Source organism: Paenibacillus sp. SN-8-1 (assembly GCF_050995535.1).
In the GTDB taxonomy this organism is placed as follows: Bacteria; Bacillota; Bacilli; order Paenibacillales; family Paenibacillaceae; genus Fontibacillus.
In genome coordinates this window covers 4,501,845-4,525,092 of sequence record NZ_CP194782.1, presented here as the reverse complement: position 1 = coordinate 4,525,092, position 23,248 = coordinate 4,501,845, and the positions used below count along the sequence as shown (strand labels likewise).

Annotated in this window: 26 protein-coding genes; 19 read left to right on the top strand and 7 right to left on the bottom strand. The window is 47.1% G+C overall.

The window, feature by feature from the left end; translation table 11 throughout:
* Positions 1-127 precede the first annotated feature (127 nt).
* Positions 128-1,021 (bottom strand): alpha/beta hydrolase, encoded by an 894-nt coding sequence (locus tag ACRRNK_RS22195; RefSeq protein WP_433944758.1) that lies wholly within the window; start codon positions 1,019-1,021, stop codon positions 128-130.
* A gap of 127 nt (positions 1,022-1,148) precedes the next feature.
* On the opposite strand from ACRRNK_RS22195, the gene ACRRNK_RS22190 reads away from it, so the two are divergent.
* The 6 genes from ACRRNK_RS22190 to ACRRNK_RS22165 all read left to right on the top strand — a co-directional run bounded on the left by ACRRNK_RS22190 (position 1,149) and on the right by ACRRNK_RS22165 (position 5,270).
* A complete protein-coding gene (locus ACRRNK_RS22190; protein WP_433944757.1) occupies positions 1,149-2,123 on the top strand; it encodes a helix-turn-helix transcriptional regulator in 975 nt (324 codons plus the stop codon).
* Between the two features lie 98 nt (positions 2,124-2,221).
* Entirely contained in the window at positions 2,222-2,665 is a 444-nt protein-coding gene (locus ACRRNK_RS22185; RefSeq protein ID WP_433944756.1) for a cell wall hydrolase, read from the top strand.
* Between the two features lie 232 nt (positions 2,666-2,897).
* Entirely contained in the window at positions 2,898-3,374 is a 477-nt protein-coding gene (locus ACRRNK_RS22180; protein ID WP_433944755.1) for a MarR family winged helix-turn-helix transcriptional regulator, read from the top strand.
* 65 nt (positions 3,375-3,439) lie between these two features.
* On the top strand, positions 3,440-4,624 hold the full coding sequence (locus ACRRNK_RS22175) for an ArsA family ATPase (RefSeq protein WP_433944754.1): 1,185 nt from the start codon (positions 3,440-3,442) through the stop codon (positions 4,622-4,624).
* Between the two features lie 5 nt (positions 4,625-4,629).
* Entirely contained in the window at positions 4,630-4,854 is a 225-nt protein-coding gene (locus tag ACRRNK_RS22170; protein WP_433944753.1) for a hypothetical protein, read from the top strand.
* Positions 4,855-4,889: 35 nt separating this feature from the next.
* Entirely contained in the window at positions 4,890-5,270 is a 381-nt protein-coding gene (locus tag ACRRNK_RS22165) for a DUF6463 family protein (RefSeq protein ID WP_433944752.1), read from the top strand.
* Positions 5,271-5,369: 99 nt separating this feature from the next.
* On the opposite strand, the gene ACRRNK_RS22160 is transcribed toward ACRRNK_RS22165, so the two are convergent.
* Entirely contained in the window at positions 5,370-5,969 is a 600-nt protein-coding gene (locus ACRRNK_RS22160; protein WP_433944751.1) for an HD domain-containing protein, read from the bottom strand.
* A 126-nt stretch (positions 5,970-6,095) separates the two neighbouring features.
* Between ACRRNK_RS22160 and ACRRNK_RS22155 the strand changes: the two genes are divergently transcribed.
* From ACRRNK_RS22155 to ACRRNK_RS22140, 4 genes are all read left to right on the top strand, one after another.
* Entirely contained in the window at positions 6,096-6,686 is a 591-nt protein-coding gene (locus tag ACRRNK_RS22155) for a TetR/AcrR family transcriptional regulator (RefSeq protein WP_433944750.1), read from the top strand.
* Between the two features lie 65 nt (positions 6,687-6,751).
* Positions 6,752-7,543, top strand: a complete 792-nt coding sequence (locus tag ACRRNK_RS22150; RefSeq protein ID WP_433944749.1) for a MerR family transcriptional regulator — start codon at positions 6,752-6,754, stop codon at positions 7,541-7,543.
* A gap of 2 nt (positions 7,544-7,545) precedes the next feature.
* Positions 7,546-8,193 carry a GNAT family N-acetyltransferase gene (locus ACRRNK_RS22145; RefSeq protein ID WP_433944748.1) on the top strand — a complete coding sequence of 216 codons (648 nt, stop codon included), beginning with the start codon at positions 7,546-7,548 and terminating at the stop codon, positions 8,191-8,193.
* Positions 8,190-9,197 carry an alpha/beta hydrolase family protein gene (locus tag ACRRNK_RS22140; protein WP_433944747.1) on the top strand — a complete coding sequence of 336 codons (1,008 nt, stop codon included), beginning with the start codon at positions 8,190-8,192 and terminating at the stop codon, positions 9,195-9,197. Before ACRRNK_RS22145 ends, ACRRNK_RS22140 begins: the two co-directional genes overlap by 4 nt.
* 1 nt (position 9,198) lies before the next feature.
* Here the strand turns inward: ACRRNK_RS22140 and ACRRNK_RS22135 are convergent, their stop codons facing one another.
* Complete coding sequence (locus tag ACRRNK_RS22135) at positions 9,199-10,164, bottom strand: helix-turn-helix transcriptional regulator (RefSeq protein ID WP_433944746.1); 966 nt, start codon at positions 10,162-10,164, stop codon at positions 9,199-9,201.
* A gap of 58 nt (positions 10,165-10,222) precedes the next feature.
* Here ACRRNK_RS22135 and ACRRNK_RS22130 point away from each other — a divergent pair, with 58 nt between their 5' ends.
* The 3 genes from ACRRNK_RS22130 to ACRRNK_RS22120 all read left to right on the top strand — a co-directional run bounded on the left by ACRRNK_RS22130 (position 10,223) and on the right by ACRRNK_RS22120 (position 11,921).
* Complete coding sequence (locus tag ACRRNK_RS22130; protein ID WP_433944745.1) at positions 10,223-10,630, top strand: DoxX family protein; 408 nt, start codon at positions 10,223-10,225, stop codon at positions 10,628-10,630.
* Positions 10,631-10,949: 319 nt separating this feature from the next.
* Positions 10,950-11,429, top strand: coding sequence for a GyrI-like domain-containing protein (locus ACRRNK_RS22125; protein WP_433944744.1), 480 nt, complete (start codon positions 10,950-10,952; stop codon positions 11,427-11,429).
* An 18-nt stretch (positions 11,430-11,447) separates the two neighbouring features.
* On the top strand, positions 11,448-11,921 hold the full coding sequence (locus ACRRNK_RS22120) for a phage tail protein (protein WP_433946974.1): 474 nt from the start codon (positions 11,448-11,450) through the stop codon (positions 11,919-11,921).
* 227 nt (positions 11,922-12,148) lie between these two features.
* On the opposite strand, the gene ACRRNK_RS22115 is transcribed toward ACRRNK_RS22120, so the two are convergent.
* Entirely contained in the window at positions 12,149-13,492 is a 1,344-nt protein-coding gene (locus tag ACRRNK_RS22115; RefSeq protein ID WP_433944743.1) for a hypothetical protein, read from the bottom strand.
* Positions 13,493-13,813: 321 nt separating this feature from the next.
* On the opposite strand from ACRRNK_RS22115, the gene ACRRNK_RS22110 reads away from it, so the two are divergent.
* Positions 13,814-14,557, top strand: a complete 744-nt coding sequence (locus ACRRNK_RS22110; protein ID WP_433944742.1) for an SDR family NAD(P)-dependent oxidoreductase — start codon at positions 13,814-13,816, stop codon at positions 14,555-14,557.
* A 205-nt stretch (positions 14,558-14,762) separates the two neighbouring features.
* Here the strand turns inward: ACRRNK_RS22110 and ACRRNK_RS22105 are convergent, their stop codons facing one another.
* The 3 genes from ACRRNK_RS22105 to ACRRNK_RS22095 are packed head-to-tail and all read right to left on the bottom strand — an operon-like array spanning position 14,763 to position 19,093.
* Entirely contained in the window at positions 14,763-15,155 is a 393-nt protein-coding gene (locus tag ACRRNK_RS22105; RefSeq protein ID WP_433944741.1) for a carboxymuconolactone decarboxylase family protein, read from the bottom strand.
* A 1-nt stretch (position 15,156) separates the two neighbouring features.
* Complete coding sequence (locus tag ACRRNK_RS22100; RefSeq protein WP_433946973.1) at positions 15,157-16,800, bottom strand: thiamine pyrophosphate-binding protein; 1,644 nt, start codon at positions 16,798-16,800, stop codon at positions 15,157-15,159.
* 1 nt (position 16,801) lies between these two features.
* Positions 16,802-19,093: an EAL domain-containing protein gene (locus tag ACRRNK_RS22095; protein ID WP_433944740.1), complete on the bottom strand. Its 2,292-nt coding sequence runs from the start codon at positions 19,091-19,093 to the stop codon at positions 16,802-16,804.
* A 228-nt stretch (positions 19,094-19,321) separates the two neighbouring features.
* On the opposite strand from ACRRNK_RS22095, the gene ACRRNK_RS22090 reads away from it, so the two are divergent.
* From ACRRNK_RS22090 to ACRRNK_RS22070, 5 genes are all read left to right on the top strand, one after another.
* On the top strand, positions 19,322-20,530 hold the full coding sequence (locus tag ACRRNK_RS22090) for a hypothetical protein (RefSeq protein WP_433944739.1): 1,209 nt from the start codon (positions 19,322-19,324) through the stop codon (positions 20,528-20,530).
* 140 nt (positions 20,531-20,670) lie between these two features.
* Positions 20,671-21,117: a hypothetical protein gene (locus tag ACRRNK_RS22085; RefSeq protein ID WP_433944738.1), complete on the top strand. Its 447-nt coding sequence runs from the start codon at positions 20,671-20,673 to the stop codon at positions 21,115-21,117.
* Between the two features lies 1 nt (position 21,118).
* The gene (locus ACRRNK_RS22080; RefSeq protein WP_433944737.1) at positions 21,119-21,346 is read left to right on the top strand and encodes a helix-turn-helix transcriptional regulator; all 228 of its coding nucleotides are present in this window, start codon (positions 21,119-21,121) and stop codon (positions 21,344-21,346) included.
* Between the two features lie 5 nt (positions 21,347-21,351).
* Positions 21,352-22,038: a DUF4386 domain-containing protein gene (locus ACRRNK_RS22075; RefSeq protein WP_433944736.1), complete on the top strand. Its 687-nt coding sequence runs from the start codon at positions 21,352-21,354 to the stop codon at positions 22,036-22,038.
* 246 nt (positions 22,039-22,284) lie between these two features.
* Positions 22,285-23,241, top strand: coding sequence for a quinone oxidoreductase family protein (locus ACRRNK_RS22070; RefSeq protein WP_433944735.1), 957 nt, complete (start codon positions 22,285-22,287; stop codon positions 23,239-23,241).
* The last annotated feature ends 7 nt before the right edge of the window (positions 23,242-23,248 follow it).

Here is a 23,248-nt window from a genome sequence, read left to right as displayed (position 1 = left end):
GTTTTTCAATAAACCGGCTGATTGAAGGGGAGTTTTTCTATGATGTCCACACCAGACAGCTGAGTGGCTTGTTGTTCATATCCCTGATATATATTTGGTGGTTAACTGAACGCAATACACGTCATGTTCATATGAGATGCTGTGTAATGAAAAGCGCTGCACGATCCAGGGCCTGATCGGCTTCATCGATAATATCGGTGAAAGCCTGGAAAACATGCGGGACGTCGGCGGTAACATCAAGGATTACATCCACGCCGGCTGCCCGCGCACGGTCGGCTAACTGCGTGGAATCGTCAAGGAGCAGCTCGTTAGTACCGACTTGTAGCAGGAGCGGCGGGAATCCGGTTAGGTCGGCGAACCTGGCGGGGCTCACGAGTTCATGATTCGGGTCTTGTCCAGCAAGGTACATGGTATCCGTAAATGTAAAGCTTTCACGCGTGAAGAACGGGTCGAGCCCTATTTTGCTATCTATGCTTGCTCCAGAGTGTGTCCTATCCAATCCTGGGGAGAACATGACTACGGCTGCTGGCAGCGGCAGGCCTGCGTCCCGAGCCATCAGGCAAGTTGAGAGGGCAATACCGCCACCGGCAGAATCGCCAGCAAGTACGATAGACGTTCCCTGAGCGCCGCCCTCCAGAAGCTCGCGATAGGCTGCAAGGGCATCTTCAAGCGCCGCAGGGAACGGATGCTCCGGAGCCAGGCGGTAATCGAGTGAGACGGACCGGACACGGGTCTTGCTGACGAGATTCGCGGTAAGGCACATAGCCGTGTAAGGGGATCCCATAATATACGAACCACCATGGAAATAGAGAATAATTCCCGGGCGTGCATCCTGTAGGGGGTCAACGACCACACCTGGTCGATTGCCCAGATTCGTAGGTGCGGTTCGCACGTCCGCAGGTACTTTCATTGCCGCCATCATGGCAGCGAAGTTCGCGCGCATCTCCTGAACGCTTTGTGACTTGGCGGGTTCACGATGCCGCAGCAGATCATCCAGCATTTTACGTTGTTCTCTAGACATAGAACAATCCATCTCCTTTTTTAATCGTATTCTGCCGTAACCTCTTCCAGCGATCCGGCTTATTCATAGCGTATAATACAATTATGACAAAACTTGTCACAATAATTTGGGGGGATGGGTGAATATCATGGGAAAGTCGAGGCGCTTGATTGAATTGATGATGGCCGTGAACCGAAAGCGGAAATTCACCGTCAAGGAGCTTGCTGAAGAATTCGGGGTGTCTACCCGAACGATGCTGCGCGATTTGCAGGAGCTGAGTGGAATGGGAGTACCTTTATACTCTCAAGTCGGTGCGGGAGGTGGATACCAGGTGCTTGCTGAGCGAACCCTTCCACCGATTTCATTTACGGAAAATGAGGCCTTCTCCATATTCTTTGCTTCCCACGCTCTTCGGCACTTCAGTTCACTGCCCTTCGAGGCATCTGCAGAATCCGCACTTCGCAAATTCTACAGGTATCTATCGGAAGATGTGAAAAGTCAGATAGATGAGATGCGGAACCGAATTGACTTCTTCACGCATACACGTTCAGAACAGGCTGACTGCCTTGAGATATTGCTCCAAGCGTCCATTAGGAAGCTGCCTGTAACCATCAGTTACGGATCCCGAAAGGGTGAGACTGGAAGGAGAACGATTCAACCTATCGGTATATATGCCCATGAGGGATATTGGTTTTGCCCAGCTTACTGCTATTTGCAAGAAGCCTTTCGGTTATTCCGGGTAGATCGGATAGAGGCAGCCGTTTTGGCGGATGTTGAAGCGTTATCGTCTACAGTGGATGTTTCAGAGGTGGATTTAACGAACTGGGGTCATCACTTCTACAGCCAACGGGAAAGAGTAGGTGTTCAAGTGAAGCTAACGGCAAAAGGGGTGGAGTTATTCCGAAATAAGAGCTGGATTTTCCCTTGGGGAGAAGTACATCACTCCAATGACGGCACAGGCACACTTGAGATGGGGATCACCCCCTCAGAAATACCGTTCTTTGCCGAATATTTCTTCTCGTTCGGCGCTGAAGCGATCGTGCTGAAGCCGGGGGAGCTCAGAGAGGCGGTCAGAAAGAAGCTGGCCTGTGCTCTCGAAGAGTATAATGCGCCTAGCTTCTAGTCTCCTAGGCTTTTTATTATCGCTTTCTATCCTGTCAGAGTAACATAACCGCTTCGCCTACAATATGATGAGTCTAGAAATCTAAAGAGGTGAGCAGAATGTCAGTTGTAAAAGCCAGGAAACAGGATATTGATATGTTGGCAAGGTTGCTTCGAGCTGAAGCGGAGACCGAAGGTGAACAAGGCATGCTCCTTGTTGGAAATGTCGGCATTAACCGAGTAAGAGCGAATTGCTCCGATTTTAAGGGAATCCGGACAATTCCCCAAATGATCAATCAGCCGCACGCGTTCGAAGCACTGCAACATGGTTTGTACTATCAAAAGGCAAGAGATAGGGAACGCCGGTTGGCGCAGCGGTCTGTAAATGGGGAGCGGAATTGGCCGGCCAAATTCTCCCTATGGTATTTCCGCCCTGGATCGTTCGAAAATCCTGGACCCTGCCCGGATACTTGGTATAATCAGCCGCTCGCAGGACGATGGAAGAAGCACTGCTTTTATGAACCAACCGCGGAAGAATGTGAAAGTGTATATAATACGTTTTAATGACGAGACCATCCTTTGCGGGATGGTCTTGAATCTGCCGGTACAGCTTGCCCGCAGAACCGTATTCTAGGTAACTTGCAGGTATTGGATAAGCACTCCACGGACAGGCTTCATCTGGTAGGAGTGTAGACGCGGACATTTGCTAGAACAGAGTTCGTTGACATTAATACGATATCGTATTAATATAAAAACAGAAATTACTACGAAATCGTATTACAAAGGAGTTACCGGTATGCAGCAGCTTTATGACCTCTTCCTTAAGACCGGTTTACGTCCGTTCGCTTTCATGACGGATACCTTGCAGTTGGAACAAAAGGTAACCCGTTCAGATTTGTCAACGCTATTGATTCTGCTCTTTCGAGGAGACCAGACGATGTCGGAGCTTGCTTCCGAGATGGGAGCGCCGCTAAGCTCGATGACCAGCATTGCCACGCGGCTTGAACGCAAGGGACTCATCGCCCGGGCTATATCTGCGCAAGACCAACGGGTGCGGCTTGTCACGCTAACACAGGAAGGACGGCGGCTAGCTAAGGAATGGGAGCACATCATGCAAGAAATGCTCGGAAGGCTGGAATCGGCTTTTACACCCGAGGAATTAGATGAATTTACGAGACTCCTGCTTAAGGCAGCCAAGGTATTCCAGAGTGAAGGTCCTGTAAGGCAGGATGTGAAGAAGACCTCAGCGAGAAAAATTAACATTGAGGAATGACCGGTTATACACCGGTTTTTTTACAAGCAAATACTACGAAATCGTACTAAAAGGGAGTGAGCGGTATGAGGATTATTATCTACACGGGTAAGGGCGGCGTCGGCAAGACAAGTATTGCTGCAGCCACTGCAGTCAAGCTGGCTCAGCAGGGGAAGCGAACACTGATACTCAGCACGGACGCGGCACATAGCTTGGCGGATTCGCTGGCGGTATCTATTGGGCCCGATCCGGTACAGATTAGTGAGAATCTGTGGGGTCAGGAAGTGAACAGCCTAAGAGAGACGGAGAACAATTGGGGGGCGGTGCAGGGCTGGATATCGGCCATGCTCGATAAGGCTCAGCTTAAGGATATTACGACAGAGGAAATGCTGGTCTTTCCCGGCATGGAGGAGCTGTTCAGCTTACTGCAGATCAAGAAGCATGCTCAAAGCGGGGAATACGACGTGCTGGTGGTGGATTGCGCCCCAACCGGAGAGACTCTGCGCCTGCTCAGTTATCCCAACGTGCTGAATTGGTGGCTGGAGAAGATATTCCCTTATGAACGCAAGTTAGTTAAGTTCGTCCGGCCGGTAGCGAAGCTGGTTAACCATGTTGAACTTCCTTCCGACCATGTGCTGGACAGCATCGAGCGTTTTGCAAGGGATCTGGGAGATATGCAGAGGATTGTCCTGGACCCGGAGACAACATCGGTCAGAATCGTGTTGAACCCCGAGAAGATAGTGCTTGCTGAAGCGAAGCGCTCGTTCACTTATCTGAATCTGTTCGGGTTCAATACGGATGCGGTAATTGTCAACCGGATACTGCCGGATGAAGCGGGGGAAGGCTTTTTGGCAGATTGGCGAAACCTTCAGAAGAAATATGAGGAAGAGATCGTGATGAACTTCCAGCCGCTGCCGATTCTGAAGGCACCTATGATGCGGCAGGAGGTGGTCGGAATACCGGTTCTTGAGGAGCTGGCGGATATCGTGTTCGGGGCTCTTGATCCCTCCGGGATGCTGTACCGCGGCAGAACGGAGACGATCCGGGAGGAGGACGGAGAGCTGCTGCTTGAGCTCCCGATTCCTTTTGTTGATAAGGCTGATCTGGACTTAACACAGGCGGGTGACGAATTGACCGTGAATGCGGGTGCCTACAAGCGTAAGGTGATTCTGCCAAGACTATTGATGGGACGGCCGGTGGCGGGTGCGAAGTACGCAGAGGACCGGTTAATTATCCGTTTCGGTGAGCGGGATATTAGGGAAAAGGGGTGATGAACATGAGAAAGAGCACTCTTGGTCTGGAGCGGGCTCGGGAGGGTTTGTCTCTGGCAGAACGATTCCTGGAACAGCTGGAGCACAACCAACCCGAAAGGCATATACGGAATGCTATGAAGGAATGGCTGCTGGCTTCACGGGCTGTCATTGATAGTGCGATCGATACGCTGGAGGAGCCGAGTACTCCGACCAAAACCGCTCGTAAGATAAGCATTTCGAATGAATGACCGTTCCAGCCAAATTGATCAAGAGGAGTGAGCATATGACAGTAAGCAAAAGTAAACAGCAGATCGGAGTTCTGATCATGTTGACCGGACTGCTTCATACCGTAGTCGGTTTAGCCCTTTTTATGAAACATCTACAGCCGATTTTCTCCGAAGGTGTGTGGAATACTGTTCAGGGGGGGCAGTGGGAACGGGAAACCTCGTTCTGGTTCATGATGTTCGGTTTTCTGTTTATCATGCTCGGATATATAACGGATTGGTTGATCAAAAAAAGAGAAATTTCGCCGCCCCCGGCTTTAGGATGGATGCTGCTTGCGTTGTGTGTGATGGGGGTTGTCATTATGCCGGTTTCGGGCTTCTGGATAGGCCTGCCTCAGGCCTGGATCCTCACACGGAAGGATACACTGGCGGGAGGGTAATGAGGAGACTTGTTGGAGAGGGCGCCTTTTTGGCGCCTTTTTTGCGTTAGTCTGGTTAAGGGAGGCATGATCACAAATAAGACGAAGCCGGGGTGGTCCTTACTCTGCAAAAGGAGAATGCAGCACCCACCGCTCAAACCCCGCTTGGAGCAATGCTGCACTTAAGTTACTCTGCTGCTGATGGTTACTCTTCAATTCGGCGTCGTATTTGATGAGTTCTATAATGGCCTTCTTGAATCCCAGCCTCGGGTATAGCTCCAGAACTGACTTTACAATCTCCTCGGATATATCCTCTGCACGTAAGCCTAATATGTCCATTCCGGCACCAAAATGTACTAAAGCGATCTCGGGCTGCTTCTCTGCGGCAATCTCGGAAGCATGTAAAATAATGGCCTCACGCACTACATCGATTTTCTCTTGAGAAACTCCATGACTGGATAGAAATCTTTCGGCGTGGTCGGCACCCTCATGCTCGAATGAATGCTTACGGCACACGTGTTCCGTCAATCCAACATCATGCAGGACAGCACCGAGAAAGAACAGCTCCTGGTCATACTTGAGACCGTACTTTTTGCCTAAGGAATCCCCAAATGCATAGGTGCGCATGCAGTGATTGTACAGAAATTCAGGAGATATTTCGCTGACAAGCTGTGCAGCCTTTTTAGCTAAACTGCTATCTGGCATCGTCATGGTATACATATAGTCGCCTCCGATATGATATAATTTTAGAAACCGATCGGTCTCTGATATAATAACGGATAGGATTCTTTTTAACAAGACCAATATGATACATTTTAGACACCAACACTTTAGCGGGGGATTGTCATGAAAAAGGGAGAACAAACGAAACAGCATATCATCATTAAATCTGCTGAACTATTTAATCAGAAGGGGTTTGCAGGTTGTTCGATAAATGAAATTATGGATGCAACAGGACTTACGAAAGGCGGAATTTACCGTTTCTTTAGCAGTAAAGATGAAATTGCCTTGGAGGCTTTCGCCTATGCACTAGAGATTGTTGCGAAACAATTTGCCCTTGCTACCCAGGGGAAGAAGTCAGCCATAGACAAAATCATTTCGATTTTCGATGTCTATGCGGATGTTGTGCATCACCCGCCAGTAAAAGGCGGCTGTCCTGTACTGAACATGGCCGTGGAAAGCGATGATACGCATCCTTCCTTACGGGAGAAGGCATCTACAGCCATGAATGGCTTTCTGGCCACCATTCATCAGATCTTATTGGAGGGGATCCAAAGCAAAGAGCTGCGCCCAGATCTGGATCCGAGCTCTTTGGCCTCCTTTATATTTTCAATTCTGGAGGGGAGTATTATGGCCAGCAAGCTGGAAGGGGATAACCGGCATGTGGCTGTTGGCAAGGAGCATTTGTCTAATTACCTGAGGGCTTATCAACTCTAATATGTCTTGACCTTAGGTCAGACCTAGGGTGTATCGTTGAGATATTCCAAGCTTCATCCTTAGGAGTGATTGTTATCAAGAGCGAAATTACGATTAGTGAACTAGCCAAGCTGATGAACGTGTCGGTTCATCAAATTCGTTATTTTGAAGAGAAAGGTATTCTTCAGCCTGCTTACACGGATACGAATCAGTATAGGAAGTATGGTATGGACCAAATCTACGAGCTGGCTCGCATCCTGCTGCTCCGCAAATTGGAGGTACCTGTTCAGTCCATTAAAGCTTGCATGACTTCCTATTCAGCGGATCAGCACCGGCAGCTGCTTCATCATTCCTTGCAGGGTATCGAAGCGGAGCTGCAGCGCCTTCAGGAACTTCAGCGGTTCATCCTCAAAGTGCTGCATGAGGAGCAAAGCTTCAGCTTGCAGCCTAACCAATTCCAAGTGAAGAAGCGTGATCTCACATTTCTCAGACGGTTCATTGAGCTGGATTCCCATACGAGGCTTGATGCGGCACGGCTGGCTGAGGAGGCGGGCCGCGTCCCGAACTTGTTTGAGTTAGATATCCATTACTTATATGACGGTTCGAATACCGTTACCTTATATCTGGAATCGCAAGCTTCGGGAGATGTTTCCTTACCGCAAGGGGAGTATCTTACTCTGCAATGTCTGATCCATGAGGAAGAGCTTGAGCACCTTATTGAGCAATTCCTCGACTATGCCGCTGCACAATCCATCCCTCTACAGGGGCCCCTCGTTGTCATTGAAAGATCTTATTTATCTCTATTTAGTCCCCACCAGCTGCACTATGAGCTGCAAGCCTTGATCACGTCGGTTGCCAATTCAGAAGGGAAGGGCTGAACATGGGGAAGGTACCGATTACGATAGAGCCCATGCAGGCCCAGTATAATGGGCAGGTTGGACGATTACTGGCTCAAGCATTCTATGGAAAGTTTCAAATGCTGACGAGCATGAATGAGGACGATCTGGCTCTGTTTTTCGAACAACTGCTGGAATACGTCCGGGCTGAACCATCAACTCAAAGAATGGTTGCTCTGCATCAGGGAGAGGTAATTGGAAGCATTGCGATTAAATGGAGACCGGATCATGGCATCAAAAGGAACAAGCAAAGGCTGCCGCCATGGAGGATTCTCAGCCAATTTGGCCGATGGAACCTGATCAAATTGCTAATCGGCTTGTATGTACTAGATCATGAGCCCGAGCCTTACGAATGTTATATTGCAGACCTTGCTGTCCATTCGGACCAGCGAAGTAAGGGTGTAGGAAAGCTTCTATTGCAATGGGCACAGCAAGCTGTAGCCATGAACCCGGCGCTGGACCGTCTAAGCCTGCATGTCTCTGGCAGTAACCCGCGTGCTAAGCAGCTATATGACCAATTATCGTTCCAAACCCATTCCAGAGAGAAGCGATATATACTGCATCTGTTGTTCAACGAATCCAGGTGGGACTATATGGTACAAAGGAAGGGAGGGTATTTAAAGAGACCATGAGGAACAAGAAAGTATGGATTTATGTGGTGATCTTCGTAATGCTAATTGGAGGCACAGGAATTTATATTTTAGAGCAAAACCGTTTTGACATGGTAGAGCAGCAGGTTGAGATCCCATCGTCCGCAGGCAAGCTGACGGGAACTTTGGTGCTGCCGAGGAATGCTGGGGATCAGCGGGGTTTAGTCCTCTTTATCCATGGGGATGGGGCGATTGATGCAGCACACGATGATGGGTATAAGCCACTATGGGAGCGATTAGCCAGCTTGGGCTATGCCTCCTTGTCCCTGAACAAAAGAGGGATCGGCGGATCTGAAGGAAGCTGGTTAGAGCAGAGCATGGATGATCGGGTAGATGAGGCTCGCGAGGCGATTGCATGGGCCCGGCGGCAGCCCATGATCGATCCGAACAGGATCGGGGTGTGGGGCGCCAGCCAGGCGGGATGGGTCATTCCTAAGCTTGCCGGGAAGGAGCAGCTAGCCTTTAGCATCCTTGTATCACCGGCTATTAACTGGCTGCGGCAAGGAGCCTATCATACGCGCGAGCAGATGATCCAGGACGGTTATTCGGAACAAGACATTCAAGCTGAAGAAGCATATGACGACCGAGTACGGCAGCTCTTAATTAAGAAGGCTGGCTATGACGAATATCTCCAGATCGCGCAGGGAAATGATGTGATGTCGAAGGACAGATGGACTTTTGTCAGTAAAAACTTCTTGTCGGACGCCGCGGAAGATCTTCATCATTTCAATTCGCCGGTACTCCTGCTTCTAGGCGAAGAGGATATTCATGTGGATTGGAAGGAGACGGAGCGTGTATATCGCAATAAAATAAAGCCGGAACTGCTGACGGTTGCGGTCTTCCCTGACGCAGAGCATTCGATGCTCAGCAAGAAGACCGCTGACTCCGACCTTCGGGCATTCATGATCAGTCTATTCGCACCCCGGCAAATCACGGTGCCAGGTTATATGGATCAAATAGAGCAATTCCTTGCGAGACTTGAATAACCTACTTGTTCCCCAAAACATCCACCCTCATCTGTAATCCTTCTACAACTTCTGTCGGTAGTTCCCTCACCTTGATATCTTCACCTAAGAAAAGCAGCCAATTTGTGATCTCGGCCAATTCATCCGGATGATGAACGTTGATGAAGGTCTTCAATATAGCCGTAGTTTGGTAAGGATTCGTGTAGGAAATTGTTATTTTTATTGGATGGTATTTTTTGAACTGGGCAATGGCCTTAGGACCAAGTTCGAGGACTACGTTGAAGGCTTCTTCCTGCTTGCTTAGTTGTTCTATAATCTTCTTCTTGCTTATTCTTTTCTTCTCCGGGTATGGTTTGACATCGGTTAGATTGTCGACGGAAATAATCCGCCTCTTCTCCTCTTCCAGGTCGTAGCCTTCAATTTTCCAAGAGCTTTTCTCACGATATAGGTGCATGAGATAGATGGGGTACGACCTCATTACTCTTCCTTCCTCGGCGGTAACCACTAGGTAGCTGTCCACAAGCAGGATCTGGATGAGTTGCTCTAACATAGGATGGGGCAGATCCGATAGATCAAGCAGGTCAGGATTGTGGGGGTTGGTCCCTTCAAAGAGCAAGATTTGATTTAATAGGACAAGGTCGTCTTGCTGATTCTCAGAGATGAGGCCGAGCAATTTCTCCGCTAAAGATTGGCGGCTCTTGAGATAAGGGAGTTGCAGATTTCGTGTGGCCATGAAAGCGATAAAAAGAGCTTTGATCTCATTATCAGTAAATCGGACAGTGGGCAGGACGGAGTTCTGCATCACAAAATAACCCCCGTCTCTTCCGACCTCGGCGACTAGAGGCATTCCCATCGCTTCAATTTCCCGGATGTCTCGAATTGCCGTTGAGCGGGAGATGTTAAACTCATGCATGATTTCCGAAATGGTGAAATGGGCGCGGTTATTGATGTACCGCATAATGATGTTAATCCGTTCAACTTTTTTCATAGGCCCTCTTAACAGTATCATTTTTTGACATGATTTAAGGTTATTATAAACCCAGCAAGTGAAAAAACAAATAATCGAATCAATTAAAGGAGGAATTGGAAGGAAGGCCGCTTATTGGACCGTCACAGCATTTCTCGCATTCTCTATTGCATTAAGCGGTATCGGGCAATTGATGCGATATGGTGGCAATGTCGATCTAGTGACGAATATTGGCTTCCCGTTATATGTCACGAACATTCTCGGAGTTTGGAAATTGCTTGGGGTCATTGCAATTGTAATGCCAGGGTTCCCCCGGCTCAAGGAATGGGCTTATAGCGGTATCTTCTTCCTAATGACGGGTGCGGCCTTATCTCATGTGTTCGCTAATGATTATGGCGACTATGGGTTCCATGTTATTCTTCCACTTGTCTATGCCGCGCTTGGCATCGCTTCCTGGGCGCTGCGTCCGAAAAGCCGCAAACTCTAGTGGGAAGTGAAAAACAGTGGCATATTTTGACACGATTTATTGTTAAGATAGATCTATATAAGACGCATTTAAAATGTTCACATTTGTGGTTACAGTCGTAACTACGGGTAATGCTTGGACTTTCGGCCGCTGTTGTCTCCAGATTTCCTGATGTATCCCCGGTAGTTGAAATCCGGAGACAAAGGCGGTCGCTATCGCTCCTACAGTTCCAAGCTTCCCCTCCGCTCACGCCTTACCTACATGTCATTTTTTTAACTGCGTCTAATCTATCAAGTGAACAAACAAATCAAAATATCAATTTAAAAGAGGAGCTGGGATCATGGCAACATATACTTATGAGGAAAAAGATAGTTTTATCGTTCTTGGTGTTGGAACGGAGCTGAAGAGTGATTACACGGATTATGCTGGCATCAACAAGGAGAAGGAGAATTTCTGGCGGGCAGTGGAGCAGGATGGAAGGCTTGACACATTAAAGGCTATTGCTGCGAACGACTATATTTTTGCCGTGAGCGAAGCGGTCAATCACAAGATGATGTATTATACTGGCGTCATGACAGATTCATCGATACCGGAAGAACATAGAGTGATCCAATTCCCAAAGGGGCAATACCTCGTTGTTAAAGGTGAAGGGAAATCGGCTGATGAGCTCAGTAGTATGCTTACGGGTGTTGCCTTTGGTCAAGTCTTGCCAGCAGCCGATCATTACGCCTATGTTGGCGGACCCAATGCAACAGTTGAGATGGGGCAGCGGGATGGCCTCGTATATGGTGAAATGTGGGTTCCGGTTGTGCAGAAGTAAATGAGATTAGCAGGAGGAATGAGGATGTCGCCTATCGTTGATTTTAAAAATGTGTCTACGGCTGGTCTGGAGTCTTCACCAGTAGCAGAAGCGCTAGCTGGCTTACGGGCGAATGAAGCCCGGTACTTCATGAACAAATACAAGCACGAATTTAAGGTCGTACCCGCCAGCGAAAGCCAGGAGACGCTTGATTATGTGAACCGAGTTTTGAAAGAAGAACGTGGTATTGAGTTTGCGGCTAGGCCTCTAGAGACATCGTGCTTTCAAGTTGAAAATATTAAATGGGCCTTCGTCTTCTATGAAGATGGTCTAGCGGTTAATGTCCTGTACACGGTGGATGATCCTAAGAAGCGGGCTGTTGGATTTAAGCTATCTGAGGGGATGGAAGTCCCTAAGGAGCTGGAAGAGAAGAAGTTCAAGTTTGCAAGGCAGAAGTCCAAGCTGGCTGGGACAATTCGAGGAACATTCTTCGTTATTAAAGGAGAATATTGAAGCATAAGGCAAAACCCTTTCCATAATGGAAAGGGTTTTCAGCTGGTTCCGCTGATGCCTTCGGGTTCTTTTCTGTTCTATTAACAGAAGTGAAAAATTGACGTGACAACTCTAATGATATTTGGCCTATGTAGGGTTTTGAGGACAAATATAAGCCACGGGTTAAACGTCCCACGGCGTGGAACTGGAGGTCGCCGCCCCAATGACCTAGTATAGGCGTGATCCCGTTAGTAGTCGGCCAGTCCGAGGTAGTGCAGCGAGAATAGATTTCCGAAGCCGATCGCTGAATACGTGGCGTTAAATCCGAATAAGAATCGCGTGGTATTCTTGTTGGCCACGGTCAGGGTTGCATAGGCGGCGTTCGCCTCGAAGAAGCTTTGCAGGCGGGACTTTCCGTCTCCGATCGCTTCGTAATATTTGTAGACGAAGAAGAACGGAGTGTCCCACTCCAGATGTTCCTTGTCCAATGCGACGTAGTCGTTCCAGTCGTCGCCCGTCTCACCCTCCGGGGTGGGAACATGGAGCCACAAGTAATTATTGGCTGCTCTGTTGAACGTCGGGACGGTATGAGCGATGGGGTTGATTAATTTACCCTTCGCCAGGCCGTCATGGACGACGCTGTTCGCATCCAGGCCATTAGCGGCATCAAAGCCCCAGAGGAAGGCCGTATAGTAGTTCGTGTTCAGGCCGATGACGCTCTTGCGGTCGAAGAAGAGAACTTTGTTCTGTTCTGCCCCACTTTTGTCGCCCCGGCCGCCCACCACGAGATCCATAACTCCGGCCTTATTCTCCTTCGTCAAGCTCGCGGCGAGGTCCTTATAGTAGGCGCGCTGACTGGTATTCTTGAAGAGACCGAATTCTTTATCTTCCTTCAGGCGCTTGATGAAGAGTGCGATGTCATCCTGAGCAAGCCCGTCTTGGAACTGGTACGGGGCCGAAACGGCAACGGTCGGAACGGATTTGCCATTGATCTGCTTGCGGTAGGCGTCGTAATTGCCGATGTACTTGGCGATTTCCCCCTTCGTCAGCGGCAGGCGGGAGACGGGCCACTCCGGAATGACGCTGATCGGAAGATTCTGCTGCACGATACCGTAGACGGAGACGTCCTTAAGGTACTTGCTGTCGTTCTTGAAGTTAGAATAGAGGAAGTCGGAAACGTATTTCTCTTTCTTGTTCTCCTCGACCCCGTCCCATTCAGGTTTGGCTGAGAAGAACTTCAGCTTGTGGGTGTAGGTGAAGGAAGGCACATCGCTGGCCAAGCCGAAGATTTGGATCCCGGCCACCTTGCCGCCACGCTTCTTCTGGTCGGCTTTCAGGGCGTCATAGAGCTTGGTGGCTTCCTTATATGTATTTGCGTCGAACAAGATGTTATTGGTGTTCTTGAACTTAGCAACATATTGCTTGATAGCTGCGAGATCCTTAGCGTCGACTTTCGTGCTGTTGTAGACGAAATAATAGTTGCTTTTTGCCGGGGCTGCACCGCTGGCGGCGCTTGTTATAGCTCCAAAAGGTACAACGATAAGGGCAATAAGAATGATGATGCATCTAATCCAACGGAATCTGTTTATCATGTAAGTCCTCCTAAGTTATTCTTTGTGTTATGTTACATCAATAGTAAAATTTTAGGAAGAAGGAAGTTGGGGAAGAAAGGGGCCATTCAGAAGAAATGGACCAGATAACAGATTGGCTGCTGTAGATATCAAGGTCAAGGAGATACCGGAAGAAGTCTTAGAGGGGTTGCCAGAGAGGTTAAGCCCATACTGGCCAATTAAGGACCCGCGGGTATAAATATATTACAGCAGCGGCTGGATCGATGAATTTTTTGAGTATCATTGATCAATGATAAAGTTTGCCAGCATGAATGATTTAAAGTGAAAGGGTGTGTATTTGTAATGAGACTTGAAAGTAAAGTAGCTATTATAACCGGCGGAGCAAGCGGAATTGGTGAAGCGACCGTTCGCCTTTTTGCTCAAGAAGGAGCGAAGGTGGTCATTGCCGACTTTGCGGAACGGGGTAAAGACCTATCTGAAGAGTTAAACGCGAAGGGGTATGATACGTTATTTATTAAAACAGATGTAACCCAAGAGGAAGATATCAAAAGGCTGATTCATGAGACCGTGGACAAATACGGTAAGCTCGACATTATGTATGCAAATGCCGGAGTCGCTGATGATGCACCAGCCCATGAACTATCCTATGACAAATGGAAGCGAACCATAGATATTAACTTGTCAGGCGTGTTTCTGTCCGATAAATATGCAATTGAACAGTTCCTTAAACAGGGCACAGGCGGTGTCATCGTTAACGCGGGTTCTATTCATAGCTTTGTTTCCCTGCCGAATCCAACAGCCTATTCCTCTGCAAAAGGCGGGGTGAAGCTATTAACCCAAAACTTATGTACGGCTTATGCAAAAGAGGGGATTCGTATTAACGCTGTCTGTCCTGGTTATGTTGACACTCCTTTACTAACTAAGGTTGATGTTCAAACTAAGGAATATTTAGCTTCCCTTCATCCGCAAGGCAGACTGGGAACACCCGAAGAAATCGCGAAGGCCGTTCTTTTCTTAGCAAGTGATGACGCTAGCTTTGTCAACGGGACAACACTTCTTGTTGATGGCGGCTACACTGCGCACTAACAGATTCTGAAGCAAAATGTGAAATAAGCTGGACAAGACCCTTCACAGCCGCAGGAGCTGCGTGCAGGAATCAGGCAGCTGCTGTCTGAATTGATGGTTCAATACACGGACGATCATAAGGCAAGATTAAATAAGAGGCTATCGAATATGAAAAAGGAAGAACCCTTCACGAGCAAGGGTTCTTCCTTCCATGTAACCTGACAAATCATTTAATTTCGGCGATACCTCTTTGCTCAAATACAAGCATGACTTGTCCCATAGCACTGCATGCTTTTGGAAAACCAACATAAGCGGCACAGTGGATGACGAGTTCAACGATTTCCTTAGGGCTCATTCCGACATTGAGGGCCGCATTAAGATGAAAACCCAATTGCTCAAAAGCACCCTGTGAAATTAACGCTGTCAGAGTGATCATTTCTCTTTGTTTGAAGTCCAATGTTTCTCTGGAGTAAATTTCTCCAAAGCCAAATGAAACGAGAAAATCCGCAAAGTCGGGATAGAATTTCTGAAATGCTTCGATCGCATTTAACCCTGGTGCTCCGACCATCTCATTTAGAACTTCGATTCCTTTGTTATAATGCTCTGGATTTCTACTCATATTATCCCCTCTTCGTGGTTGGTGGAATTTCGAATGGATCAAGCATCACTTCGATCACAACCGTTGTATTGGCAAGTTTAGCCTTCTCTATCGAGTCTTGCAGTTCCCGGGCATTGTAGCATTTGAATGCAAGAGCGCCCATAGATTCTGCGAACTTTTGAGCATCTAACATCGTGTTATACACCGTCCCCACAGCTTTTCCTAAGTGCAGAGACATTCCGGTATCGACCATATCGATTTTCCCATTATTGAATACGACAAAAATGACATTAGCCCCGTAGTTCACCGCAGTGGAAATCTCGGTTCCATGCATAAAGGTGCATCCGTCCCCGGTTAAGCAGACGACCTTGGCATGGGGATTGGCGAGCTGGGCTCCAATAGAATACCCTATAGCATGGCCCATGGTACCGAACACATCATCAAAATAAAAAGTGCCGGGCATCTTAACGTCAAAATATTTGATAGCATAAAACGTATGACTCCCATCATCGCCAAAAAGGATCGTATCCTCATCTAAAGCTGTGTTCATCACTTTAACAGCTTCAACTGCAGTCATTGGAGATGTACTTCCCTTGGAATTGCCCTCCTCGAAAGGTTCCGTCATTTTATAATCATCTATATTAAAGGGCATCTTAATTGCCTCTTTAGAGTGAAGTCGATCAAATAACGCATTTAGATTTGTTTTGATATCGCCTACAATGGATAATGTTTCTACTTCGATAGATTTACCTATGAAAGTCTGATCATAATCAAATTGAATGACGTTTTTCGGATAATTGGAAGCGTTCAGACCAGCAAGTGACATATCGGAAAGTTTAGTTCCAAGGACGATCATCAAATCTAAACCGCACTCAACGTAGGCGCTAGCTTCCTCAGTTCCTCCAAGCCCGTAAGCCCCCAACGATAAGCGGTGGTTACTCTCAAAAGCCCCCTTACCTCCCGGCGTGGTCATGACTGGAATACCAAAAATCTCGGCAAGCATTTTCACTTCCAGGTATGCCCTGCTCGAATGTACGCCTTTGCCTACGAAAATAACTTTCTTGCCAGGACGATTAATTAAATCTAAACACTGATCTAAGTTTGGAGCAACAGGGTGGATCACCTCTGGCAGATCCATTTCAAACTCAGCTATACGCTCAGCTAACACGTCTGCGGCTATGGATAGATGAACCGGACCTTTCACTCCGGAGTAAGCTTTTTCTATGGCATGCTGAAAATAAGCTTTGAAAGTCTCCGCTCTCTCCACTCTGGCGCTGAATTTGGTGACAGGTTCGAACATTTTAACAAGGTCTGTTCCGAACATTGTTGAATCTTGACCTAAAGCTTTGCCTGAATCTTTGATCGAAGGATGTCCAGTAATAAATAAAACAGGTAGATGAGATGCTTTGGCTTGACCGGCAGCTGTTAAAAGATTAGTACCGCCTGGGCCCGATGTTCCAATAGCAACGGCCAGCTTATTATTCATTAATGCATAACCAGCCGCCTCGAATCCAGCCCCCGACTCATGTTTGGACAATGCGAACTCGATACCGATATTGTTTAGATCCAGAATGAGTGGAGTAACCGGCTTTCCTGGAATGCCAAATATGTGGTTGATACCCCATTTTTTAAAGTGTATTGCTAGTATTTCAGAAACCTTTTTCACTTTAGTCACCCATTCCGCTTGAGGATTTGAATTTTATATCGTCATTTAGTTGGTAGAACGATTGTTCAAATTCATCAACAGAGAGAGGTTTACTAAAGTAATATCCTTGAACAGTATCGCATTTCTTCATTTGTAAAAAATGGAGCTGATCTTCTGTTTCTACGCCCTCTGCTACAACATCTAAATTTAAATTGTGCGCCATCGAGATAATGGTGCTCACAATATTCAAATCATTCTGATCTGACATGATATCTCTGACAAAAGATTTATCTATTTTCAGAGTATGGATAGGGAACTTCTTCAAATAATTTAGCGAGCTGTAACCCGTTCCGAAATCATCAATACTAATCCTTACTCCTAAAGCGTTCAATTGGTCTAACACGGTAATCGCGCGCTCCACATCCATGGTCATCGTCTCTGTAATTTCCAGTTCTAAATAATTAGGATCCATCCCCGTGTCCCTTAAGGTATTGGAGATGACTTCAACCAGGTTATCATTAAGAAATTGCTTGGAAGAAAGATTAACCGCCATTTTGAATTTGGGAAGCCCCTTTTCAACCCACCGCTTACTTTGATTACAAACCTCTCTTAATACCCATTCACCAACTTGAGAGATTAATCCAGTTTCTTCCAGGACGGGAATAAATGCATCGGGCGCTACAATGCCATATCCTGGTCTATTCCATCTTAGAAGGGCTTCGAGACCAATAATCTTCTTAGTCGTAAAGTCAACTTGTGGTTGATAGTACACGATAAATTCTTTAGCTTCCAAAGCCCCTCTTAATGCAAGCTCCAAGGATAGTTTGTCTTTTTCGCTAGAATTGGACTTCATGTTAGAATCGAACAGGGTATAGTTATTTCTTCCCTTTGATTTCGACCTATACATGGCATGATCTGCGTAGATCATGAACGATTCAGCGTCAGTCCCATCATAGATGGCTATACCAATACTCGCAGTTACGTGGAACATGGAACCATTGATAGTGAAGGGAGTGTTGAATATCTCAATAATTCTCTCACCTACTTGAGTGACTTCTTGCTGCTCACTTAGGCCATGAAACAGGAGAATAAATTCATCCCCGCCCATTCTGTATACGTTGCCCTTGTCCCCCAGGAAATTGGTCAGCCTATCAGCGACTTGCTTTAGTATAATATCCCCATTAGAATGTCCAAAAGCATCATTAATGGTTTTGAAGTGATCTAAATCCAGGAACATGAGTACTAGATCAATGTTTTCACCAGAAGTTGGAGAAGAGGAAATGTACTCATGTAATGTTTCGCGAAGTGAGCGTCTATTGAGTAAAGATGTTAATTCATCGTGATAGGCCAAATAATTGTTCAGTTCTTCACTCAAATAACGTTCCGTAATATCTCTAAGCTGAGAGTATGCACCGATAAAGTTGTTCGTTTCATCATAGAGGGGTTGAGCGTCGAACAAACAGACTACTTTTTGATCATCTACGGTCCTTAAAATCATTTGCACATTATCAAAACTGACCTTATTAGTTATGACTTGACTCATGTGGCTGCTTATCAGGCATTCTTGCTGCTGTGTACTTCTCTCAACAATGTTGGTATCTTTGAGAATATGGAAGGAGTCGGCGACAAAATTATTCACTGCAGTAATGGTGCCATCGGCATTTGTGATTATAATGCCATTTCTATTTTTATTAATCATAATCTGATTTAGCATATTTAATTTTCTATTCTGTTTCCTAAGCAGGAGCTCTCTCTCAATAGAGTCAACTACTGTAGACAACATGGTTAAGAAAAAGGGATTATGCAATTCAGTTGCAGTCATAATACATATACTTCCGAGTAAATCGTTGTTATCTGTATAATGAAAGGCTACACCGTAGCATGCTGAGCCATGAAGGACCGTATGATAATGATTTGATCCTACGATTTGCACCGGATGGCCTTGTTGAAGAGATAAACTTACAACATTCGTGCCCATGTCTTCTTGGGTAAATTGTGCCCCTACTTGTATACCTAATTGCTGAACTGTAGCTCTTATGGTTTCATCGCCAACCATATGCAGCAAGTATCCATTCTCGTCCGAGATTACAATCAGCACCGGGGTTCCGCTTAGCGAGTCTAAGATCTTTTTTGAGAAGAAATCAACAACGGATAAAATCTCACTGTATGTGTTTCTTTTTTCTAACAATTCCTGGTCTGACATCGAACATTTTGGTGTTCTAACTTCATTTGGATTCATTCCTGCTTCGATACATTTCCGCTTTGACTCAACAATATAATCCTGTTCTTCGGTTGGTTGTATGATTTTAATCACCCCCACTCTTTAATATTTGCATAACCATTTTGGAGAATTGTAAGCACTTTGGATATTGTAAGGATTCTAGTCATCATATTCTATTATTCGACAAAATAAGACGTCCTGCAACACTTAATACAGATTTTAGGGTGACTATTATTCGATAAATCCGTATGAGAAATATCGAGTGAAAAGCCTTCAGTTACACGATGATGTTACTATGGTTTGGAAGAAAGGATGATAGGAATGCCAAAAGATAACCAAGCTCGTCCCCCTGTCGGTTCTATTAGAGAGGATGGCCGTTATCCCATCGACCTGACAGGCCCGGGCAGCCACACTCTTGTTAGACAAATCGGTGCGGGCAGTCTATCGATTGGCCCCTCGGACTTGGGGAAAAAGGCAGACCTTCACGTCGAGCCGGATGCGCCCATTGATTGGACTGTATTCGATGCCTTTTCCACACCGGCGGGCTCACCTTGGCCTAGATTTCTTCATTATACAGGAAGTGACACGGGCTTCTTCAACTGGGCACAGAAGCGTCCCATTGAAGAGATGACGTGGACTCCGATCCTATCTGAGGACACGATAGTGGATGCCAGCCTGTCTGATTTGCATAGTCTCCATATCAAATTGCATCTGTCTAATGGGCGACTAAGCTTGAAGCTTCCGAAGCGATGCTTCCTTTTGGGTGTATACGGGGATCTGACGCATTTCTCTGCCACTGGCGATCTGCCGTCTTCTCTGCTACTTGCGCCGCGGACCAGCAGACGCAAAAATGTTCCTCCCTTCTTGATGCCTGATCTGGGTGAATTGCACCAGGTGACGAGCCTGACGCTGCAGAACGCACCGCTGGGGCAGCCTGTCTCGCTAGAGTGTCTGAACCGGTTCCCGAACCTAAGCTCACTGAGTTTGTGGGGGAACTTCTGCGGCTTGGACTTGTTAGCCCATCATACCCGGTTAACGAATCTGGAGCTGCGTTTCATGCCTGATCTGGCGGACCTCCCGTCCTTGGATGTGTGGCCGCTGCTTGACAGTTGTATCGCATACAATGTGGAGGAGTTCACGGGTAAGCGTCTGAAGCAGCAAATGAAAGCACGAGCCAAAGCCCGTCCGTGGACCGGACATGCTTCAGTGAGCCAATTGCGTAAGCCGGAGTGGTGGTCGACCGAGTTCGGACGCCCATTCTCGTCTTGGCCCAAGCGTCTGGCTAAGCTGGCTAACGAAGCTTACGACGCTGCGCAAGCAAACTTAGCTCAGGCCCGCAGCCTTGCCGATGCCCAGGCGGTTATTACCGCTTTTACAGTGCGATTCAATACGCTCAAAGGTATTGAGACCACGGAACGTGAAGACCTTGCTGAAGCAGTGTGGCAGCTCAGCCAGTCTGATCACCTGATTGGCCAGCGTATAACGGAAGAAATGGCTGTGCGCTGGTTCAATGCGGCGCGCGATTACTGATTGAAATGTTGTTTTTTACTTTAGACCGATCACGACCTATTCAGGTGGTGGTCGGTCTTTTTGTATAATAAAGTTGACTTAATGTATAGTTTAGTATACATTATGTTTAATATATTTTACTTGTGAAGGCGGTAATGTCCATGACCTATCAGGAAAAGAAAAGCATCGTTTCGTTAATCAGCTCGATTCTCATTTTTGTGGTGTACTGCTTGTACAGGTACCCGCTGTATCCAGGGGGAGCAGCGAATTCAAAGGAAATGCTTCATTATTGGGGCTCCTTCGTCCTTGTATTGACGCTTGTCTCCATTGCAGCGCACATCGTGATCAGCATTATTTTCAACATCATCTTCCGGATAACGACTGGGGAAAAGGAACCTGCATTCGCCGATGAGCTGGATAAGCGGATTGACTTGCTAGCCTTCCGGAATTCATTCCTTGTCTTCGTCATCGGTTTTATTCTAGCTATGGGCTCTCTGGTTATTGACCAGCCCCTAGAGATGATGTTCATCGTCCTCATCGCTGCCGGCTTTCTTTCAGACGTAATCGGCTCTGTATCGAGGATGTATCACTACAGGAGAGGAGTTTAAGATGGGTAAAGTTCTTGTTGGTAATCACATAAGGAGATTACGGTTCAATCATAATGAAATGACCCAACAGCAGCTGGCCGACAAGGTAGGGGTAACCAGACAGACAATCGTGGCTCTCGAAAAGGGAAATTACTCCCCGTCACTGGAGCTGGCATTTCGGATTGCGCACGCTTTTAACTTGCCGCTCGAAGAGGTTTTCTTTTACGGACAAAATTCAGAGGAGAGTTGAGAACTATGGATCTCAAGACGAAAACTGCATCAAGAATCGCAGGGGTACTGTTCATTATTGCTGCGGTTACAGCTATAGTAGGAGTTATTCTGTATAAACCGCTTCTGAACGATGCGGATTATCTAACTCAAGGCCCTGCGCATGCGGGTCAGGTGGTCCTGGGGGCGGTTATGGAGCTGCTGCTTGTCGTGTCTGCGGTAGGTACGGCCACCGTCATGTTCCCGTTCCTGAAGACGTATAACCGGACTATAGCGATATGGCACGTGTGCTTCCGGTTTATGGAGGCCGTTGTCATTTCGGTCGGAGTCATCAGCGTATTGTCCCTGCTTACCTTAAGCCAGGAGTATGTAGCCGCGGGCGCACCGGATACCGCGATGTATCATGTGTCGGGCAGCTTGCTAAAAGCCATTCATGACTGGACCTTTTTGCTCGGGCCCAACTTCTTCCTGGGAATTAATACGATGATGTACAGTTATATCTTTTATAAGTCCGGACTTGTACCTAGGTTCATCCCCTTGGTGGGCATAACAGGGTCAGTACTCATTATGCTTGCTGCCTTGCTGGAAATGTTCGGGGTCATTGATCAACTGTCTACATGGGGAGGAATCTTGGCAGTTCCCGTCTTTGCCAATGAAATGATTCTGGCCGTGTGGCTCATTGCGAAGGGCTTCCGTCTACCTGCGGTCAAGTAACATAGAGTTCTTTAATTGTTAGGAAGAAGATATCCACTTATTGTCGTGGTTCTTCCACTCCCTATTTCCTAGACCCTCTTGTTTTCAAAATTCATTAATGAAGCCCGGGGGACCGATGTGGGTCTGAGTCGGTCAGCATGGCTCTAAGAAGACCCGAAACAAATGTGCATAATGCACTCAATTCATGTTATACTCAGTTATGTGCATAATGCACATAATTTTAAGTGAAAGAAGGGTGCAATAACTATGAGGGCAGCAATCGTTAAGGAAAAAGGGACCATTCCCGTAATGGGTCATTTTGATTCCCCCGTTGCGACAGACGGACAGCTTGTAATTAACGTTACGGCGGCGGCCTTGAGCCGGGTTAGCAAGTTCCGATCCATGGGCATGCACTACTCATCTGAAGTTAACTTTCCAATTGTAGCTGGTATGGATGGTGTTGGAACTACGGAAGATGGGTCGCGTGTTTACTTTGCGATGCCAACAGGACCTTATGGCAGCTTGGCTGAGCAGACAATGGTAGGGGAAAAACTGATTGTTCGTTTGCCGGATGGCCTTGATGATGTCACTGCAGCCGCTATCGCCAACCCGGCTATGTCCTCATGGGCTGCATTGGTATTTCGAGCTGGCTTCAAATCGGGTCAAACTGTATTGATTAATGGCGCTACGGGTGCATCTGGTAGTTTAGCAGTTCAGATTGCTAAGGGCCTAGGGGCTAAGAAGGTCATTGTAACGGGACGTAACGAATCAAAGCTGCAAGCTCTTGATGCCGATGAGGCCATTGCATTTGATATGACAGCCGACAATGGACAAAAGGTGTTTGAAGACTCCCTAATGCCAGTTATTGCTGAAGGTGTTGATGTAGTATTGGATTACCTTTGGGGCGACAGCGCACTCGCCATTATGTCAGCTCTTGCTAAGACAAATAGCGATCGTGCAACCCGCTTTGTAAGCATCGGAACTTCATCTGGCCAAGAAAGCCTTCACTTACCTTCATCTATCTTACGCTCATCCACAATCGAACTCGTAGGCAGCGGAGGCAAAAGTGTCTCTAAAGCGGATATGCTATCCGCTGTTAAAGGTGTTTTTGAAATGGCTGCTGAGGGGAAGATAACTATTGCCACAGCAGAGTTTGCTCTTGAAGAGATCGAAGAGGCCTGGAATGCCCCGCTGACGCCTCGTCCAGTTGTAAAGGTGAAATAGAGAATGA

Coding starts and splice junctions, on each gene's coding strand:
- ACRRNK_RS22080 (WP_433944737.1), top strand. CDS start 21,119: ATGGGTAAAGTTCTTGTTGGTAATCACATAAGGAGATTACGGTTCAAT.
- ACRRNK_RS22165 (WP_433944752.1), top strand. CDS start 4,890: ATGACAGTAAGCAAAAGTAAACAGCAGATCGGAGTTCTGATCATGTTG.
- ACRRNK_RS22140 (WP_433944747.1), top strand. CDS start 8,190: ATGAGGAACAAGAAAGTATGGATTTATGTGGTGATCTTCGTAATGCTA.
- ACRRNK_RS22195 (WP_433944758.1), bottom strand. CDS start 1,021: ATGTCTAGAGAACAACGTAAAATGCTGGATGATCTGCTGCGGCATCGT.
- ACRRNK_RS22170 (WP_433944753.1), top strand. CDS start 4,630: ATGAGAAAGAGCACTCTTGGTCTGGAGCGGGCTCGGGAGGGTTTGTCT.
- ACRRNK_RS22120 (WP_433946974.1), top strand. CDS start 11,448: ATGAGGATGTCGCCTATCGTTGATTTTAAAAATGTGTCTACGGCTGGT.
- ACRRNK_RS22110 (WP_433944742.1), top strand. CDS start 13,814: ATGAGACTTGAAAGTAAAGTAGCTATTATAACCGGCGGAGCAAGCGGA.
- ACRRNK_RS22075 (WP_433944736.1), top strand. CDS start 21,352: ATGGATCTCAAGACGAAAACTGCATCAAGAATCGCAGGGGTACTGTTC.
- ACRRNK_RS22175 (WP_433944754.1), top strand. CDS start 3,440: ATGAGGATTATTATCTACACGGGTAAGGGCGGCGTCGGCAAGACAAGT.
- ACRRNK_RS22090 (WP_433944739.1), top strand. CDS start 19,322: ATGCCAAAAGATAACCAAGCTCGTCCCCCTGTCGGTTCTATTAGAGAG.
- ACRRNK_RS22160 (WP_433944751.1), bottom strand. CDS start 5,969: ATGTATACCATGACGATGCCAGATAGCAGTTTAGCTAAAAAGGCTGCA.
- ACRRNK_RS22145 (WP_433944748.1), top strand. CDS start 7,546: ATGGGGAAGGTACCGATTACGATAGAGCCCATGCAGGCCCAGTATAAT.
- ACRRNK_RS22115 (WP_433944743.1), bottom strand. CDS start 13,492: ATGATAAACAGATTCCGTTGGATTAGATGCATCATCATTCTTATTGCC.
- ACRRNK_RS22085 (WP_433944738.1), top strand. CDS start 20,671: ATGACCTATCAGGAAAAGAAAAGCATCGTTTCGTTAATCAGCTCGATT.
- ACRRNK_RS22105 (WP_433944741.1), bottom strand. CDS start 15,155: ATGAGTAGAAATCCAGAGCATTATAACAAAGGAATCGAAGTTCTAAAT.
- ACRRNK_RS22185 (WP_433944756.1), top strand. CDS start 2,222: ATGTCAGTTGTAAAAGCCAGGAAACAGGATATTGATATGTTGGCAAGG.
- ACRRNK_RS22070 (WP_433944735.1), top strand. CDS start 22,285: ATGAGGGCAGCAATCGTTAAGGAAAAAGGGACCATTCCCGTAATGGGT.
- ACRRNK_RS22155 (WP_433944750.1), top strand. CDS start 6,096: ATGAAAAAGGGAGAACAAACGAAACAGCATATCATCATTAAATCTGCT.
- ACRRNK_RS22135 (WP_433944746.1), bottom strand. CDS start 10,164: ATGAAAAAAGTTGAACGGATTAACATCATTATGCGGTACATCAATAAC.
- ACRRNK_RS22125 (WP_433944744.1), top strand. CDS start 10,950: ATGGCAACATATACTTATGAGGAAAAAGATAGTTTTATCGTTCTTGGT.
- ACRRNK_RS22180 (WP_433944755.1), top strand. CDS start 2,898: ATGCAGCAGCTTTATGACCTCTTCCTTAAGACCGGTTTACGTCCGTTC.
- ACRRNK_RS22190 (WP_433944757.1), top strand. CDS start 1,149: ATGGGAAAGTCGAGGCGCTTGATTGAATTGATGATGGCCGTGAACCGA.